15 protein-coding genes are annotated in these 16791 nt (G+C 73.7%); 3 read left to right on the plus strand and 12 right to left on the minus strand.

The annotated features are described in order from the left end of the window. The 4 genes from ACWDRB_RS27385 to ACWDRB_RS27400 form a co-directional block, all read right to left on the minus strand. Positions 1-1176 (minus strand): MFS transporter, encoded by a 1176-nt coding sequence (locus ACWDRB_RS27385; protein WP_449898203.1) that lies wholly within the window; start codon positions 1174-1176, stop codon positions 1-3. Next, positions 1173-1712 carry an SRPBCC domain-containing protein gene (locus tag ACWDRB_RS27390; RefSeq protein WP_449898205.1) on the minus strand — a complete coding sequence of 180 codons (540 nt, stop codon included), beginning with the start codon at positions 1710-1712 and terminating at the stop codon, positions 1173-1175. Before ACWDRB_RS27390 ends, ACWDRB_RS27385 begins: the two co-directional genes overlap by 4 nt. A gap of 254 nt (positions 1713-1966) precedes the next feature. Beyond that, complete coding sequence (locus ACWDRB_RS27395) at positions 1967-2875, minus strand: lysophospholipid acyltransferase family protein (RefSeq protein ID WP_449898207.1); 909 nt, start codon at positions 2873-2875, stop codon at positions 1967-1969. Further along, on the minus strand, positions 2872-3588 hold the full coding sequence (locus ACWDRB_RS27400; RefSeq protein ID WP_449898209.1) for a GNAT family N-acetyltransferase: 717 nt from the start codon (positions 3586-3588) through the stop codon (positions 2872-2874). Before ACWDRB_RS27400 ends, ACWDRB_RS27395 begins: the two co-directional genes overlap by 4 nt. 375 nt (positions 3589-3963) lie before the next feature. On the opposite strand from ACWDRB_RS27400, the gene fusA reads away from it, so the two are divergent. Further along, positions 3964-6030, plus strand: a complete 2067-nt coding sequence (fusA, locus tag ACWDRB_RS27405) for an elongation factor G (protein ID WP_449898211.1) — start codon at positions 3964-3966, stop codon at positions 6028-6030. A 109-nt stretch (positions 6031-6139) separates the two neighbouring features. Here the strand turns inward: fusA and ACWDRB_RS27410 are convergent, their stop codons facing one another. Then, positions 6140-6724 carry an O-methyltransferase gene (locus ACWDRB_RS27410; protein WP_449898213.1) on the minus strand — a complete coding sequence of 195 codons (585 nt, stop codon included), beginning with the start codon at positions 6722-6724 and terminating at the stop codon, positions 6140-6142. Between the two features lie 66 nt (positions 6725-6790). On the opposite strand from ACWDRB_RS27410, the gene ACWDRB_RS27415 reads away from it, so the two are divergent. Next, positions 6791-7390, plus strand: coding sequence for a hypothetical protein (locus tag ACWDRB_RS27415; RefSeq protein ID WP_449898215.1), 600 nt, complete (start codon positions 6791-6793; stop codon positions 7388-7390). Positions 7391-7399: 9 nt separating this feature from the next. Here the strand turns inward: ACWDRB_RS27415 and ACWDRB_RS27420 are convergent, their stop codons facing one another. Further along, on the minus strand, positions 7400-8926 hold the full coding sequence (locus ACWDRB_RS27420; RefSeq protein ID WP_449898217.1) for a serine/threonine-protein kinase: 1527 nt from the start codon (positions 8924-8926) through the stop codon (positions 7400-7402). 53 nt (positions 8927-8979) lie between these two features. After that, on the minus strand, positions 8980-10761 hold the full coding sequence (locus ACWDRB_RS27425) for a serine/threonine-protein kinase (protein ID WP_449898219.1): 1782 nt from the start codon (positions 10759-10761) through the stop codon (positions 8980-8982). Between the two features lie 234 nt (positions 10762-10995). On the opposite strand from ACWDRB_RS27425, the gene ACWDRB_RS27430 reads away from it, so the two are divergent. Beyond that, the gene (locus ACWDRB_RS27430) at positions 10996-12402 is read left to right on the plus strand and encodes an FGGY-family carbohydrate kinase (RefSeq protein ID WP_449898221.1); all 1407 of its coding nucleotides are present in this window, start codon (positions 10996-10998) and stop codon (positions 12400-12402) included. 37 nt (positions 12403-12439) lie between these two features. Here the strand turns inward: ACWDRB_RS27430 and ACWDRB_RS27435 are convergent, their stop codons facing one another. Genes ACWDRB_RS27435 through ACWDRB_RS27455 form a run of 5 tightly spaced genes read right to left on the minus strand, consistent with a single transcriptional unit; the run spans position 12440 to position 16721 of the window. Next, positions 12440-13417 carry a quinone oxidoreductase family protein gene (locus ACWDRB_RS27435; RefSeq protein ID WP_449898223.1) on the minus strand — a complete coding sequence of 326 codons (978 nt, stop codon included), beginning with the start codon at positions 13415-13417 and terminating at the stop codon, positions 12440-12442. Further along, positions 13417-13776, minus strand: a complete 360-nt coding sequence (locus ACWDRB_RS27440) for a hypothetical protein (protein ID WP_387569378.1) — start codon at positions 13774-13776, stop codon at positions 13417-13419. The genes ACWDRB_RS27435 and ACWDRB_RS27440 overlap by 1 nt, the downstream gene beginning before the upstream one ends. Continuing rightward, on the minus strand, positions 13773-14636 hold the full coding sequence (locus ACWDRB_RS27445) for a DODA-type extradiol aromatic ring-opening family dioxygenase (protein WP_363971463.1): 864 nt from the start codon (positions 14634-14636) through the stop codon (positions 13773-13775). Before ACWDRB_RS27445 ends, ACWDRB_RS27440 begins: the two co-directional genes overlap by 4 nt. Then, positions 14629-15516, minus strand: a complete 888-nt coding sequence (locus ACWDRB_RS27450; RefSeq protein WP_449898228.1) for a citryl-CoA lyase — start codon at positions 15514-15516, stop codon at positions 14629-14631. Before ACWDRB_RS27450 ends, ACWDRB_RS27445 begins: the two co-directional genes overlap by 8 nt. Next, positions 15513-16721, minus strand: coding sequence for a CaiB/BaiF CoA transferase family protein (locus tag ACWDRB_RS27455; RefSeq protein WP_449898231.1), 1209 nt, complete (start codon positions 16719-16721; stop codon positions 15513-15515). The genes ACWDRB_RS27450 and ACWDRB_RS27455 overlap by 4 nt, the downstream gene beginning before the upstream one ends. Between the last annotated feature and the right edge of the window lie 70 nt (positions 16722-16791).

Genomic DNA, 16791 nt, shown 5'->3' on the forward strand with positions numbered 1-16791 from the left:
TCATGGTTCCACACGGGCCGAGGGGGCCCTGCGGGCCCGGGGGACGAAGACGCCGGCGAGCGCCATCAGGGCCGCGGTGACCAGCAGCGCAGGCGGGTAGCCGGTCAGGGGTGCCAGGAGGCCGACCGCGAACGCGCCGGCGGCCATGCCGCTGTCGTAGGCGGCGTTCCACAGGGCGCTGACGGTGCTGAACATCTCCGGACGGACGCGCCCGTACATGACGGTCATGGTGGCGTTCTGCAGGACGCCGAACCCGGCGCCGAAGACGGCGGCTCCGGCGACGACGCTCAGGCTCCAGTGCGTCAGCGACACGGCGGCCATCCCGGCCGAGGACAGGACGAGCCCGGCGAGCAGCAGCCCCTCGTGCCCGCGACGGTCGCCGACGCGGCCGGCGACCCACTTGGCCAGCGTCGCGGTGGCCGACTGGGCCAGCAGCGCGGCCGGCGCGACCCAGACGGGTCCGCCGCGTACGGCGAGCGGCACGAAGGTGCACAGGATCCCGGTCCCGGCGGCCGACGCGGCGAACACCGCCGCCGGCCACATCAGGTACGGCGCGCGCAGCCCGGCCATCACCCCCGCGGCCCGCCCCGCGACCGCCGGACGGCCCGGCAGGAACGGGACGGTGAGGACGGACAGGACGGGGACTGCGGCGGTGGCGACGAAGACGGCGTCGTAGCCCGCGACCTGCGCGAGCCACGTGCCTGCGGGCAGCGCCAGGAGCGCGCTGACCCCGCTGACCAGGCCCACCAGCGCGAGCCCCTCGCCGCGCCGCTCGGCCGGCACGAGCTCGGCGGTGAGCGCGCCGCCCGCCACGACCGTGACCGCGAATCCGACGCCGCGCAGCGCGCTGACGGCGATGATGGCCGCGGCGTCCGAGGACGTCAGCAGCACGAGAGTGGGCCCGCCCAGGGCGACGAGGCCCAGGCCGAGCGCCCACCGGTAGCCGAGCCTGGCCACCAGGGCCGGTGCGGCCAGTTCGACGGCCACGGTGGTCACCAGCAGCGCGGCGTTCGCGGCGCCGGCGACGGTGGCGCCCGCCGACCGCTCGGCGTACTCGGGGACGACGGCGAACGGCAGGAAGAACCCGATCGAGGAGGCCACCACGGTGGCCATCCGCACCAGCAGCGCCCCGGTGACGATCGGCGTCCGCGCGGCCGCGCGGGCGGTGGTGATCATGACCGCGACTCCCCGCTGGGCAGAGGCCCGGGGGCGTCCCGCCGGGCGGCCGGTGGCGCGGGCCTGGCGGAGTCCCGCCCGGTGACTGGTGGCGCCGGCCCGCCCAGCTCCGCCTCCAGCGACTTCAGCGCCTCGCGCATGTGCTGCTCGAGCTGGGAGGTGTCGTCCTCGGTGAGGAAGGCGGCCTGCTCGGTGTGGACGAGCCTGGTGCCCGGCCCGTGCCGGGCGAACTCGATCGTGGCCAGCGAGACCAGGACGCGTACCTGGTCGAGCAGCACGTCGTAGCTGTAGACGATGCGTTTGCTCGGCACGATGTCGAGGTAGCGGGCCTGGACCGTGTGCGCGGGACCGCCGGCCCGGCTGCCGTGGTACCGCTCCACCCCGTCGACGCGGAAGTCCAGGTGGAGGCCCGGGTTCCAGCCGGGGGGACCGCCGGCCCAGCGGGCCTTGACGGCCGGGTCGGCCCAGGCGGAGAAGACCTCGACCGGCGGGACGGCGTACACGTGCTCGGCCACGAAGGTGGCGTGCCTGATCATGGGAGCCTCTCGTCGTCGGTTCGCTGCCTGCGACTCTGGCCTGCCGCGACCGGCCGGGACATCCGTGGGGACCCCCTGATCGCCACGGAGGAGGTACGGATCCGCCGCGGAAAGAGCACGGAGCCACCGGTCCCCCGACGAGGAGGGCTACTCGTCGATGATCCCCGGCTCGGTCAGCGCAGCCGCCGGCGCCGGCGTGCCCCTGCCTGCCCTCTGAGCCTCGTCTCCCGATCTCGGCCCGTACGAGGTCCCGCTCAGCGCTGATGCCTGGTGGCAGCGGCGTGGACAAGATCGTCAACCCCGGTGCGGACGCGGGCCTCGGCCATCCTGGCCAGCGCCGCGCGGGGCTCGGACCGCCTGCCTTCCAGCCGCACGGGCGGTACGGGGGCGGACAGCGTCACCTCCACGACCAGGTCGCGGGTCCCGGCCACCCGGACCATGGAGGCGAGCAGCGAGTCGTCACCGACGTAGCAGGCGCGGGTCGAGGTCACCGTCCCTTCGCGGTAGCGCAGCGTGGCCGGGCGGACCGCGGCGCCCGTGTCGACGGCCGCCTGGAACACCGCGGGCCGGAACCGGCCCATCCCCCGCCCGCACCACGTGGTGCCCTCAGGGAAGGCGACGACGGTGTCGCCTTCCCTGAGCGCGTCCGCGACGGCCGCCACGGCCGCGGGCAGCGCGGAGAGCCGTTCCCGGTCGATGAACAGCGCCCCCGAGCCCTTCGCCAGCGTGCGGATGACCGGCCACTCGCCGATCTCGCGCTTGGCCAGCGGCCTGGACGGCAGCGTGGCCGCGACGACCAGCGGGTCGAGCCAGGACACGTGGTTGGCCACGACCAGGGCTCCCCCGTCCGAGACGGCCGGGGCGCCGGTGATCTCGAGCCGGATCCCGAGCGCGCGCAGGAGCAGCCGTGCCCAGGCCATGGTCAGCTTCGCCCGCCACGCCGTCCGTACCCGCCCCACGAGGGACACCGGCACCCCGGCGAGCACCACGAGGAGCGCGGCACACAGGCGGGCGACCAGGAGGAAGGGCCTGGTCGCGCGGGCGGCGGGCGCGAGGCAGGCCTGCGCGGTGCACGGGGCGAACGGGTGCCAGGGGCCGGGGGCGGCCGCCGGAGCCGGCGCCGAAGCGGGGGCCGGGGCCAGGATGTCGACGGCCGTGTTCACAGCGGCTCTCCCAGGAAGTGGCGCAGGTAGCGGGTGTTCACGTTGGCCATCGAGAGCAGGACGAAGAAGTCGGCGGTGCCGAAGTCCCGGTCGTGCGCGGGCGCCCCGCACACCCACGACCCCAGCCGCAGGTAGCCGCGCAGGAGGGCGGGCGGCACGAACCGGTCGGAGCGCACCGCGGCCCGGGGACGCCACGGCACGCGCGGCGTGACCCGGTACTCCTCCGGCCCGAGCGGCACCCGCTCCACCACGGCGGCGGCCACCTCGCCCCCGTCGTCGAGCGGCACCGAGCAGCAGCCCGCCAGCCACTGGTGACCGCCGGAGACCATGTAGCGCGCGATGCCCGCCCACATCAGCGCGACGACCGCGCCGCCCCGGTGGTCGGGGTGCACGCACGTGCGGCCCGCCTCGACCAGCCCCTTCCTGATGGGCGCGAGGTTGGCCAGGTCGAACTCGCCGTCGGAGTAGAGCCGCTCCGTGCGCCCCGGCGGAAGCAGCCGGTAGGTGCCGACGACCTCGCGGCCGTCGCGCACGAGGAGGTGGTCGCAGTACGCGTCGAACCTGTCCACGTCGAGGCCGGAGACCGGGCTGTCGAGCCGCGCCCCCATCTCCTCGGCGAAGACCTCGTGCCGCAGCCGCTGCGCGGCCTGGACGTCGGCGGGGCCGGTGGCCATGCCGATCGTGTAGCGACCGGTGTCAAGAGAGATCGTCATGGGCGCGGGTCCTTCCCTGAAAGCGTCTCACGCCTATGTCGACATGCGGAAATGACGGCTGAGCCGCACATCGGGGTCAGCGAGGCGACCGCGTGGTGAACCTCGCACGCACGCGATAAATCGCTTTCTCCACCCGCCGCCGGTTCACTACACTCGCCACTGATCATCGACGAGGGAGAGGAGTACGGCCGTGCGCAACAGCACCGCTGCCGTCATTCCCCCGTCGCGCTACGAGGTGATCCTGGTGTCTCCGTCGTCCCGGTGCCGGCTGCGCGGCCGCCACTGGACGACGCCCTGACGACACCCGCCGCCTGGCCTTTCGTCAGGGGAATCGCGCTGTCCCGCTGAAGAATCCTCCCGAAAGGGTCTTGGGCCGTGCGTCCCCGAATACCTGACAATTCCCTTGCCATCGTCCGCAACCTCGGCATCCTCGCCCACGTCGATGCCGGCAAGACCACCGTCACCGAGCGCATGCTGTTCCTGGGCGGTGCCACGTACAAGCGCGGTGAGGTGCACGACGGCACGACCGTCACCGACTTCGACCCCCTGGAGCGCGACCGCGGCATCACGATCTTCGCCGCCGCGGTGAGCTTCGCCTGGGACGGGCACCGCGTCAACCTGATCGACACCCCCGGCCACGTCGACTTCTCCGACGAGGTGGAGCGCTCGCTGCGGGTGCTGGACGGGGCGATCGCGGTGTTCGACGCCGTCGCGGGCGTCGAGCCGCAGAGCGAGTCCGTGTGGCGGCTGGCCGACCGGTACGGCGTGCCGCGCATCGCGTTCGTCAACAAGCTCGACCGGGCCGGCGCCGACCTGGACACGGCCGTCGAGTCGATCCGCCGCCGGCTGCACAAGGCCCCGCTGGTGGTCCAGCTGCCGATCGGGCAGGAGGGCCGGTTCACCGGGGTCGTCGACCTGGTGCGGATGCGTTCGCTGGTGTGGGCGGGCGGGGGCTGCTCCGCCGGGCCGGTGCCGGAGGACCTGCTGGCGGAGGCGCGGCGGCGGCGCCGGCTGCTCGAGGAGTCGGTGGCCGAGCTGCACGCCGGCGCGCTGGAGGAGTTCTGCGTGCGGCCGTCGATCTCCGACGGGACGCTGGCCGGCGCGCTGCGCGACCTCACGCGCAGCGGCGCGGGCCTGGTGGTGCTCTGCGGGTCGGCCTACCGCGACCGCGGGATCGAGCCGCTGCTCGACGCCGTGGTGGCGTACCTGCCGTCGCCGCTGGACGTGCCGCCGGTGCGCGGCGAGGACGGCGCGGAACGGGCCGCCGACCCGGAGGCGCCGCTGGCGGCGCTGGCGTTCAAGGTGAACGCCACCGCCACCGGGCGGCTGACCTACGTGCGGATCTACTCGGGAACGATGCGGAAGGGGGACACGGTACTGGTCACTGGGCTGGTCACCGGGCTGGATACCGGCGCGGGGCGCACCGAGCGCGTCAGCCGCATCCTGCGCGTGCAGGCCGACCGGCACACCGAGGTGGACCTGGCGACGGCCGGGGACATCGTCGCGGTCGTCGGCCTCAAGTCGGCCCGCCTCGGGACCACGCTGTGCGCGCCCGGCGCGCCGCTGGTGCTCGAACCGCCGAGCACGGCCGAGCCGGTGGTGTCCGTGGCGGTCGAGGCCCGCAGGAGCACCGACGCCGACCGGCTGGCCTCCGGGCTGGCGCGGATGGCCGAGGAGGATCCGTCGCTGGCGGTCCGTACGGACGCCGAGACCGGGCAGACGCTGCTGTCCGGGATGGGCGAGCTGCACCTGGAGGTCGCGGTGGACAAGCTCCGGCGCGAGCACGTCCTGGACGTCGCCGTGGGCCGGCCGCAGGTGGCCCACCGGGAGACGGTCGTGCGCGGCGTGTCCGGGCTGCTGTACCGGCACGTCAAGCAGGACGGCGGCGCCGGGCAGTTCGCCCACGTCGTGCTGGACGTGGAGCCGCTGGACGGCGCCTTGGACAGTGCCTTGGACGGAGGCGGTTTCGCGTTCGCCTCGACCGTCGTCGGCGGCCGGGTGCCGCGCGAGTACGTGCGCGCGGTGGAGGCCGGTTGCCGGGACGCCCTGGCCGACGGCCCGCTCGGCGGCCACCCGGTGACCGGCCTGCGGGTCACGCTGACCGACGGGGCCACCCATCCGAAGGACTCCTCGGACCTGGCGTTCCGCACGGCCGGGCGGCTCGCGCTGCGCGAGGCGCTGCGGGCCAGCGCCATGGAGCTGCTGGAGCCGGTGGTGGAGGTCACGGTCACCGTGCCCGACGACGCGGCCGGCGCCGTGCTCGGCGACCTGGCCGCCAGGCGCGGCCGGATCTCGGGCTCGTCGGCACGGGCCGGGACGGTGGTGATCACCGCCGTGGTGCCGCTGGCCGAGGTGTTCGGGTACGCGACCCGGCTGCGCAGCCGTACGCAGGGCCGTGGCACGTTCACCACCCGGCCCGCCGGTTACGCCCCCTCCCGGTAGGGGGTGGCCCCGTCCGTACACCGGGCGGGGCCACCTGCCTGGAACGGGGTCCACACGGCGGACGGCCCGCAGGCCGGCCCCGGACCTGCGGGCCCGGCGGTCCACGTCTTCAGCGGCGCAGGGCGACCAGTTCGCCCTTGCCCACGTTGATCGTCGTGCAGGTAAGGCGCGGCTCCCCAAGAAGAAGTTCGCGCAGCGGGGCGATCTCCTCGGGATGGGACAGGGCGTTGTCGGCCACGAGCAGCCCGCCCTGGCTCAGCACCCGGTACGGGTGCGGCCACCAGGAGGCGTACTCGACCCGTTCGGCGTCGAGGAAGAGGAGGTCGACGGAGCCGTCCGGCATGCGGGCGAGCGCGGCGCCGCCGTCCTCGACCCGGAACTCGACGTGATGGGCCAGTCCGGCGTCGGTGACCGTGCGCCGGGCGTGCCCCTGGGCATCGGCGTCAGTGTCGAGGCTGAGGACGTGACCGCCGACCGCCCGGGCGGCGTCGGCCAGCCACAAGGTGGACACGCCGCGAGAGGTGCCGATCTCCACGACGATTCGAGCTCCGGCGCTCTGGGCCAGGAACCAGAGGAACTCCCCGGCGTCGGGCTCGAGCACCCGCCACCGGTCCAGCCGGTCCTGCTGACCGGCGTCGTGCCGGGCGGCGGCCTCGTTCAGCTCAGCGATGATCTTGCGCAGTGCGGCGTCCATAGACGGATTCTGCCCCGGTGGAAGGCTTTCCGGGCGGGGCTCCTGGCGTTCTTGGATACTTGGCCCATGTCCATGATTGCCAGGGTCTCGTTAGGGATGACACTCCTCGGCGGCCTGCTCACGGGGTGCGGTGCCGGCAGCCCTGCCGCGACCGGCTCACCTGCTGAGTCCGCCACGACGACCGGCTCACCTGCGGCGTCCGCCACGGCGACCGCGCCGACCGCATCGGTCACCACGACCGCGCCGGCCACACCGGCACGGGCCTTCACCCTGCCGAAGGACTGCGACGATCCCCGGCTGGTCGCGGCCATGGGGGCGTTGATCAAGGGCAAGAAGTTCGACAAGCGGTATGACGCGGCCGACAAGCTGACCTGCTCGTGGGGGAAGAAGGTGCCCACCGCCGCGGTGACGATCGGCCTTCCGTCGGCGCCGACCAAGTACAACAAGGACTTCCCCGAGGTCGAGGTCCCCGAGCTGACCGCGCTCGGCGTGAAGGCGCAGTCCGGCGGCACCGAGATCGCCATCGGCGCCCGATCCCTGTACAACCAGGTGTTCGTGGTCGTCGCCCCGCAGTTCCGGCTCACCGTCGATCAGTTGAGCGAGGAGCGCCGCGACGACGATCTGCGAGAGGCCGCCGTCGCGTTCACCACCTGGTTGACGTCATAGCGGACCGGGTCAGGACGCCCCGAGCTCTCGGCTGCTCTCGACCCGGAAGGAGCTGCCGTCGGGGACCAGGTTGAGCCTGCTTACGGTCCCGTCCGCGCCGAGGCGGAACACCCGTGCGCCCGCGGAGGTGACCGCCTCCAGGGCGACGGCGCGCGCACCATTGCCTGATGCGGCCGACAGCAGCGCGGTCGCCCGGCCGGACGGCCACTCCCCTGTGGTCATCTCGGCCGAGTCCGGCCGCGGGCTCGCCGGCCAGACGTGGTCCAGCTTCCACATGGTCCCGACGCCGCGCATCTCCATGACCACACCGCCGCGACGGTAACCGCTGGTGGCATCCCTGGTCGTGACCGTCTGGCCCCAGACCAGCACGACGACCCGATCACTGCGTGCGGCGACGATCCCGCTCTCGGACGGCACCGCCTTCTGCACGATCTTCTCGTCGCGGATCTGCCGCGCCTCGTCCTGAAGCCGGCCGGTGTACTCCACGGCCGCGCGTCCCGTGGTCGCGTCCTCCACCGCCCGAAGATCCTTGTTGAGCGTCTTGTAGTCGAAGCTGTTGATGATGCCGTAGGCGCGCCGTGCCGCTTCTTCGGCCTCCTGGGCGTAGAGCGGCGGGGGCAGCACGCCCCCTGTCTCCATGCTCGCCTGCCCGCCTCCGCCGCCGGTCCACCCTTGCCAGATCGCCGCACCGCCCCCACCCGCGATCACCGCGGCCGCCGCCACCGCCACCGCCGCCGCCACGATCCATCCCCGCCGCCGGGCACGCGCCCGCGCCGGCTTGATCGGGGCGCGGTCGACAAGGTGATAGAGGAGGTCCTGGGCGGACGGACGGAGGGCCGGGTCCTTGGCCAGGCAGGTCTGGAGGATCGCGCGCAGGAAGCCGCCCAGCTCGGTGGGCGTGCCCAGGTCGGGTTCCTGATGGAGAACGCGGTAGACGACGGTCGGCACCGCGTCGTCGCCGAAAGGGGGACGGCCCGTCGCGGCATAGGCGAGTGTCGCGGCCCAGGAGAAGACGTCGGCGGCGGTGGTCGGCGGATGCCCGGCCAGTTGCTCGGGCGCGATGAACGCGGGAGTGCCGGCGACGAGGGCATCCGCGGTGGGGCCGCGGATCGCGCGGGCAAGACCGAAGTCGACGACGCGGGGCCCGTCCGGGCCGATGATCACATTGCGGGGGGTCAGGTCGAGATGGGCGACGCCCTCGCGGTGGATCGCGGTCAACGCGGTGGCGGTGGCGACGGCCAGCCGCTCCAGCGCCTCTCCGCGACGTGGGCCCTCGTGCCCGACGAGCTCGGCCAGCGACGGGCCGGGGACGTACTCGGTGACGATGTGTGGCAGGTCGGCGGTCAGATCGGCGTCGAGCACCTGGGCCGTACAGAACCCGGAGACCCTGCGAAGCAGGTCGAGCTCGGCGGCCAAGCGGTGCCGCGCGGCCTCGTCGGAGATCCGGGGCAGCGTTTTCACGGCGACCCGCCGTCCGTCGTCCCCCACCGCGAGAAAGACGACACCCTGGCCGCCCGCGCCGAGCCGTCCGAGCACCCGGTATCGTCCGATCCCTTCCGGATCACCTTGACGAAGCTTGGCCAAAGGGCTCATTTCGTACGCCGCTCGAACATGGACCGGTTGTCCTTCGGCGACGTGACGTCCTCCAGCCTCCATCGCCCGTCGACCCGGCGCAGGTGCAGGCGGTAGCCGACGACCTTGTGGTCGGGGGCTTTGGCCGAGTCTCCGAGGTGGATCAAGGTCGCGACGTCGGGCCCGTCGAACCGTTCGAAGGCCGTGCCGATCTCCCGGTACTGCCAGGTCCACCAGTCAGGAACCTGAGCGTCGGGGACCGCGGCCAGCTCTCGCCACCACTGCTCGGCCCGTCCCGTGGTGCAGCGGTCGAAGAAGTCCGGGCGCTCTTCCAGGCGGGGCCCGTTGATGAAGGCTTCGGTCTGGCAGCGGGCCGCGTCGGCGACCATCCGGCGGACGTCCGCGGACGGCCAGGCGGCGTCGGCGGGAACGGCGGAGCCGGACGGCGTGGTCCGCGCGTAGTCCATCTTCCAGCCTGCGCCGGAGGGCACCATCTCGGCGAACAGCAGGGGATCCTCCGACTGCGCGGGAGTTCCGTTCCGGGTGATGGTGCTGAGCCCGGTGATGATGACGGACACCCGCTGCGGCGAGGCCCATACGATGCCCGCGGCGGTCGCCCGTGCCGTCTGCTTCGCCTTCGCGGCCACCACCGCGTTCTTGGAATTGCCGGCCAGGTGCTGGTAGTCCTGCGCCGCCACCCCGGAGAGCAGAGCCAGCGTACGCCGCGCTCCGCCGTCGTAGTCCGTGTAGTCGAGGCTGTACCACGCCTCGAAGGCCGTCCGTGCCGTCCCCGCCGCCGCCTGGGCATACCCGGGAGGCTCGTCGCCCGTGACGGTCTGCGTGACCGTCGTCGGCTCCTTTCCTCTCGCCAGCCAGACCGCGCCCACCGTCAGCGCGATCGCCGTGACGATGGCACCCGATGCCAGCATCGCCCGGCGCCGCACCCGTCGCGGCTTTGTTCGCGTCGGTAATCGTCCGGTGTGACGTGGCTCGGCTTGGGCGCCGAGATCCATGATGGAAAGCGGGAGCTCGGAAGCCGTGGGACGGTCGGCGGGGTCCTTGGAAAGGCAGCGCCCTACCAGGGAGCGGAGATGGCCTGGAAGGAGGCCGAGGTCGGGCGGCTCGTGGAGCACGCGGAACAGGACGGCCGGAAGCGTGTCGGCCTCGAACGGGGAACGGCCGGTGGCGGCGTAGACGATGGTGGCACCCCAGGCGAAGACGTCGGCGGCGGGGCCGAACTCCTCGCCCCTGATCTGCTCGGGAGCCATGTATCGGGGCGTGCCCACGTGGGCGCTGGCGAGGGCGGCACCGTCCTGGAGAACGCGGGCGATGCCGAAGTCGATGACGCGCGGCCCGTCGCGCCCCAGCAGGACGTTCTGCGGCTTGAAGTCGCGGTGGACGATGCCCGCCCGGTGGATCGCGATGAGAGCCGTGGCCGTCGCCACCGCGAGCCGGTCGAGCTCGCCTCCCGTGAGAGGCCCGTGTTCGGCGACGAAGGCGTGGAGAGATGGACCGGCGACGTACTCGCTGACGATGTAGGGCGGGTCGGCCGTCACATCGGCGTCGAGGACCTGCGCGGTGCAGAAGCTGGAGACGCGCCGCAGAACGGCGAACTCGCGCTCGAACAGGCGGCGCGCATCAGAGCCGACCTCGGCGTTGATGACCTTCAACGCCACCTGGGCGCCGTCTGGCGCACCGGCCAGATAGACGATGCCTTGGCCGCCGGCTCCCAGCCGTCCCGTCAACACATAACGCCCGACGTGCTTCGGGTCGCCAGGAAGCAGCCCTTCAACGCTCATCACCGCACAGGGTAGTGGTCGTTCAACCTACCGGCCAGAGTGACGTCATGATTCCGGTGGACAGGCCGCGGTCGGCGCCACGTGCCGCGGGAACCGCCTCGCCACGGCCGCGGTGTTCGCCCTGGCCCCTACAGGGGGCGGGCGGCGCTCGCGGGGGGGACGGTCGCGGGGGACGGGCTGGCGATCTCGAGCGTGGTGGCCGGGCTGGGTGATCAGGTCCGCCATAGTGGCAGCATGAGGTTGCTGGCCGGGGTCGACGTGGGGACCACGCATGTCAAGGTGGGCTTCTTCGACGAGCGGGGCGGCTGCGTCGCGGCCGTGCGGCAGCCGACCCCGCGCGAGCTGCCCGCCCTCGTCGCCGCGGTGACGGGGGCGCTCGGCGAGTGCGCCGCGCGGGCCGGGCGGGGGCCGGAGGCGATCGGGGTCGCGGGCATGGCCGAGACCGGCGTGCCCCTCGACCGCGCGGGGCGGCCGCTCACCCCGCTGCTGTGGTGGAACGACCCCCGGGCCGCGCACGAGGCCGCCGAGCTGGCCCGGGACGCCGTGCGGTTGTACGCGCTGACCGGCCGCCGCGCCGACCCCAAATCGCCGCTGGCCAAGTGGCTGTGGCTGCGGGCCCACTCGCCCGAGGTGCTGGAGTCGATGCGGTGGTGGGCGCACGTGCCGGACGCCGTGGCGTACGCGCTCACGGGGCGTCTGCGGACGCACGGGACGCTGGCCGCCCGCACCCTGGCCTACGACCTGGAGGCCGGAGACTACGACCCGGAGCTGCTCGCGCGGGCCGGGCTGCGCGGCGGGCAGCTGCCGGCTCCGGCCGGGTCCGTGGAGCCGGTCGGGCCGCTGACCGCGGAGGTGAGCGGGGTGACGGCCGGGGTCCCCGTGGTGATCGCGGGCCACGACCACGCGGTGGGGTCGTGGGCGGCGGGGGTGCGGCGGCCCGGCGACGTGGCCGACTCCCTCGGCACGGCGGAGGCGGTGATGGTGCTGTCGGACTCCCGCCCGGACGCGCGTACGGGACTGGCCCTCGGCATCACGACCGACCCGTCGCTGGACGGGACCCGCAAGGTGGTGGTCGGCGGCCTGCCCACCAGCGGGGCCATGCTCGACTGGCTGCTCTCCCTCACGGGGAACGGCGAGGCCGGGTACGCGGCGCTGCCCGGGCTGCTGAGTGGGGTGCGGTTGCCGACGGGGATCGTGGTGGAGCCGTACCTGCGGGGCCGGGTCGCGCCCGCGCCCGACCCGGCCCGGCGCGTGACGGTGTCGGGGCTCGGGACCGAGCACACCCCGGGCGACCTGCTGGCGGCGGCCGTCGAGGGCACCTGCCTGCACGCCCGCTGGATGCTCGACGAGCTCGCCGCCGTCACCGGCACCACCCCCGAGCGCCTCGTGGTCCTCGGCGGGCAGGTCAGGATCCCGCTGTGGATGCGGGTCAAGGCCGCGGTCTCGCCTGTCCCGGTCGAGGTGGTGCGATCCGATGACGCGGTCTGCGCGGGCGCGGCGCTCGTCGCCGGGCAGGCGGGCGGGTCGCTCGACGACGTACCCGTGCTCCCCCGTGATCGCCTGCCGCCCGAACCCGAGCTCGCCGCCGCCTACGTCCCCCTCTACGAGCGCTTCCTGGCCTCGGCCCGCACACCCCGATGACGGACCGCGCCTCACACCCCGATGACGGACCGGCGCCTCAGGTGACGCGCAGGACGATCCGGCCGCCGGCCGCGCCCGCCGCCTGGAGCCGCCAGGCCGCTCCCGCCTCCTCCAGCGGCACCACCTCGTGGGCCACCGACAGCCGCCCCCGCGCCGCGTGTTCCGCGATCAGCGTGATGGCCTGGGCGCGTTGCTCCCGGGTCAGCTCGTTGTTGGTGTACCCGAGCACCCGCAGCGACCGGCCGCGCAGGGTGGAGGAGTCGAGCGGGCACGTCTCGGAGGCCGAGCCGCCGAGGTTGACGAGCCGGCCGCCCGGCCGGAGAGTGCGGGCCGCCGCGGCGGCCGGGGCGCCGAAGAGCGGGTCGAGCACCAGGTCCACCGGCCCGTCGCAGGCGGCCGAGAGGCGGGCGGCGAGGCCGGCCACGTCCTGCGTGCCGAGCTCCACCACCGCGTCCGCGCCCGCCCGCTTCGCCCGTTCCCGGCCTTCAGGAGAGCGGGCGGCCGCGACGACCCGGCGCGCTCCGGCGAGGCGGGCGAGCTGGACGGCCGCCTGGCCCACCACGCCCCCGGCGCCCAGCACCACCACCTGCTCCCCCACCGCGAGCTCGCCGCGCCAGGTCAGCGCCATGTGGGCGGCCACGGCCGACAGGCCGAGCGCGGCGACTTCGTACGGGTCGGCGCCGGCGGGCAGCTCCACCAGGTCCTCCGAACGCACCACCGCCAGCCCGGCCATGCTCCCGTCGCCGGGCGCCATCCCCGCCGAGGTCGGGAACCACACGGCCGTCTCCCCGACGGCCCCGACGCCCTGGACGCCGGGCACGTAGGGGACGGCGGGCGTGCCGAAGTAGGAGGCGCCGCCCGCGCACAGCAGGTCCAGCGGCGTGACCGGGGCGGCACGTACGCGCACCAGGCTCTCCCCCGGCCCGGCCACCGGCACGGGGACGTCGCCGACCACGGGAGGCCGGCCGCACGTCTCGACCCGGGCCGCGCGCATCCGGCCGTGCTCGCCGGTCATCAGGTCGCGATGTCCGGGTACGGAAGCCGAAAACCCGCCAGCCGCCGCGCGTACTCCGTCTGGAAGCCCAGCGGCGGGTGGTCGCGCTCGAACATCGCGATGAACAGGGTCAGCGTGAGGAACGGGTGCGCCCCCAGCTCGAACAGCTTCGGGTAGTCGTGCGCGGCCAGCGCCTCGCGCTCGGCGTCGTCGAGGCGCAACCAGGTGGAGGACTCGCCGGTGTGGCAGCCGAGGATGCGGTTGGCGTACTCGGACTCCCACCACTCGACGGTGGCGCGCGGCTCCTCGCGGTAACGCTCGACCAGCTCGGGGTCGCGGTCGACGGTGAAGAGGAACTTGTTCAGCAGATATTTGCTCACGAAGACCCTCCGCTCGGATACCAGGTGAAGTACGCCTCCATGGTGTGGAACAGGTCGTACGTGTCCACGTAGTCGGCCTTGCGGCCCTCCCCCGCCACCCCCATCATCAGCATGAAGTCCATGAACCCGTGCGTGGCGTTCCCCGGCTGGTGGAGGCTGTCCAGGGTGACCTCCGACAGGCAGCCCTCGATGTCCCCGGTGGAGATCCACTCGACGGCCTTGCGGTCGAACTCCGGGTCGGGCCCGTGCGGCCCGAACTGGCGCGGCCCGCCGAGCTCCAGCGACAGGTGCCCGGTGCCGATGACCGCCACCCGCCGGTCCGCCGGCCAGGACTCCACGAGCTGCCTGATCGTCCGCCCGAGCTGCACGAACCGCTGGGGACGCGGCAGCGGCGGGGCGAAGATGTTGGTGTAGACGGGCACGATCGGCAGGTCGGCCTCGGGGCGCAGGGTGATGATCGGGCACGTGATCGAGTGGTCGATGCGCAGCTCGTTGCTGAAGGCGAGGTCGAAGCCGGCGTCCAGGCCCTCGCGCAGGATGTACGCCGACAGGTCCTCCTGGCCCTTCAGCACCATCCGCGGCAACCCGAACTCGCGTTCCTCGTTGTAGAAGTTCGCGTCGTAGAAGGGCGCCTTGCCGACCAGGAACTGCGGCATGTTGTCCAGCCACAGCTGGTGGAAGTGGTCGGAGCCGACCATCACCAGCACGTCGGGCCGCGCCTTCGTGAGGGTCTCCCTGAACGCCTCCACCTTGCGCACCCACTCGTCGGCGAACGGCGGGCGGTCCTCGCCGGTGGAGGTGCTGGCGCGGTAGTAGAAGGGGTGGTGGGTGGATGCGATGACCGCGACGAGTTCAGCCATGCGTACCTCCGTTGGCGGCATACGGCTCGGGCGGGACGGGACGGTTGTTGAGGTCCACCGAGAGGAAGATGTCGTTGGCCACGGGACGGCGCAGCTCCTCGGCGAGCTGCCCGATCAGCCCGGCCGTCCTGGCCAGCAGCGCGAAGCCGCGCAGCAGCTCCAGCGGCAGCCCCAGGTCGGCCAGCGCCGCGCCGCACGCGCCCGCCCCGTTGAGCGGCAGCGTCCGGCCCAGGATCTGGGGGTGCACGCGGCCGACGGCGGCGAAGAGCGACAGATGCGGCCCGGACAGGCCCTCCTCGGCCGCGATCTGGAACAGCCGGGCCGTGCGCGGGTCGCCGTCCTTGTGCACGTGGTGGCCGAGGCCGGGAATGCGCCCGCCCGCCGCGCGCCGGGCCCGTACGGTCTCCAGCGCCAGGGCGTCCCAGCCGGCGTCGTCGGCCGGGAGGGGGTCCTGGTCCCGCAGCACGTCGTTGAGGAAGCGGCCGCAGTCCTCGGTGACGCCGAGGAAGCGGGAGCCGCCGCCGAGCAGCCCGGCCGCCAGCGCTCCCTGGACGGAGTCGGGCGCCGACAGGTACGTCAGCCGCGTCACGATCGCGGTGGGCGTGAACCCGTGGTCGGCCAGCGCGGCCAGCACGGCCTCGAACACGCGCACCTCGCCGCGGGCCGGGCGGCGCTGCGTGGCCAGCCAGAACGCCAGCTCCCCGAAGCCCACCTCGCCCATGACGTCGGCGGCCAGGTCATGGCCGAGCAGGGTGATCGTCTTCAGCGAGGACGCCCCGAGCGCGGTCGGATACTCCTTCGACTCCCCGCCACGACCGCCGACCCCGACGACCGCCTCCTCCGCGTTCCCGCCGGTGCCGACCCCGTCGCCGCCGCTCACGACCGCCCCTCCTCGGAAGGGTCGGCGGGGGCGCTCGCAGGCGCGGAACCGGAAGGGTCGGTGGGTGGCTCGGTGAGCCATTTGCGGAGTTCTGTGCCGTGCTCGTCGAGCTCCGGCGGTGGCAGCCGGTAGCCCGCGGGCGTCTCCGAGAACCGGATCGGATGCCGCGTCGTCGGCACGGCCCGCTCCCCCTCCCCCACCACGACCACCGGTTCGAGCCCGAACCGCTCGGCCACCGCGAACCCGCCGTCGATCGTGTTGATCGGCCCGCTCGGCACCCCCGCCTCCACCAGCAGGTCGAACCACTCCTCCGCCCGCCGGGTCACGAGCCGCTCCACGAGGATCGGCCTCAGCTCCTCCCGCCGCGCGGTCCGGTCGGCGTTGCGGGCGAAGCGCGGGTCGTCGGCCACCTCGGGGATGCCCAGCACCTCGCACAGCTTGCGGAACTGCCCGTCGTTGGCGGCCGCGACGATCAGCTCGTGGTCCGCCGTCGGCAACGGCTCGTACGGGAACACGCTCGGATGCGCGTTGCCCATCCGGTACGGCACCACGCCCCCGGCCACGTACGCCGAGCTCTGGTTGACCAGCCCCGTCAGCGCCGACGACAGCAGGTTGACCTCGACGTGCTGCCCCTGCCCGGTGGCCTCCCGGTGCCGCAGCGCGGCGAGGATGCCGATGACGGCGTGGTTGCCCGCCATCACGTCGAACACCGAGATCCCGGCCCGGTACGGTGGCCCGCCGGGATCGCCGGTCAGGCTCATCAGCCCCGACATGGCCTGCACCATCAGGTCGTACCCCGGCACCCGCGCGCCCGCCCCGGCGCCGAACCCGCTGATGGAGGCGTACACGACGCCGGGGTTCAGGGCCCGCACGGCCGGGAAGTCCAGCCCGTACTTGGCGAGCCCGCCCGGCCGGAAGTTCTCCACCAGCACGTCCGCGCGCCGGGCCAGCTCCCTGGCCGCCTCCGCGTCGGCCGGGTCGCGCAGGTCGAGGGCGATCGACCGCTTCCCCCGGTTGACCCCGAGGTAGTACGTGGACACCTCGCCCCGCGCGGGCGGCGTCCACGACCGGGTGTCGTCCCCGCCGGGAGACTCGACCTTGACGACGTCGGCCCCCAGGTCGGCCAGGAGCATCGTGGCGTACGGCCCCGCCAGGACCCTGGAGAAGTCGGCCACCAGCAGGCCGGACAGCGGCCCCTCAGGCACGATGGAACTCCCCTTCCCGCGTCCGTTCAACGGACATCTGTCCGCTGAGCCCCGATCCCATCACCGACGC

This window comes from Nonomuraea sp. NPDC003707, from assembly GCF_053587055.1.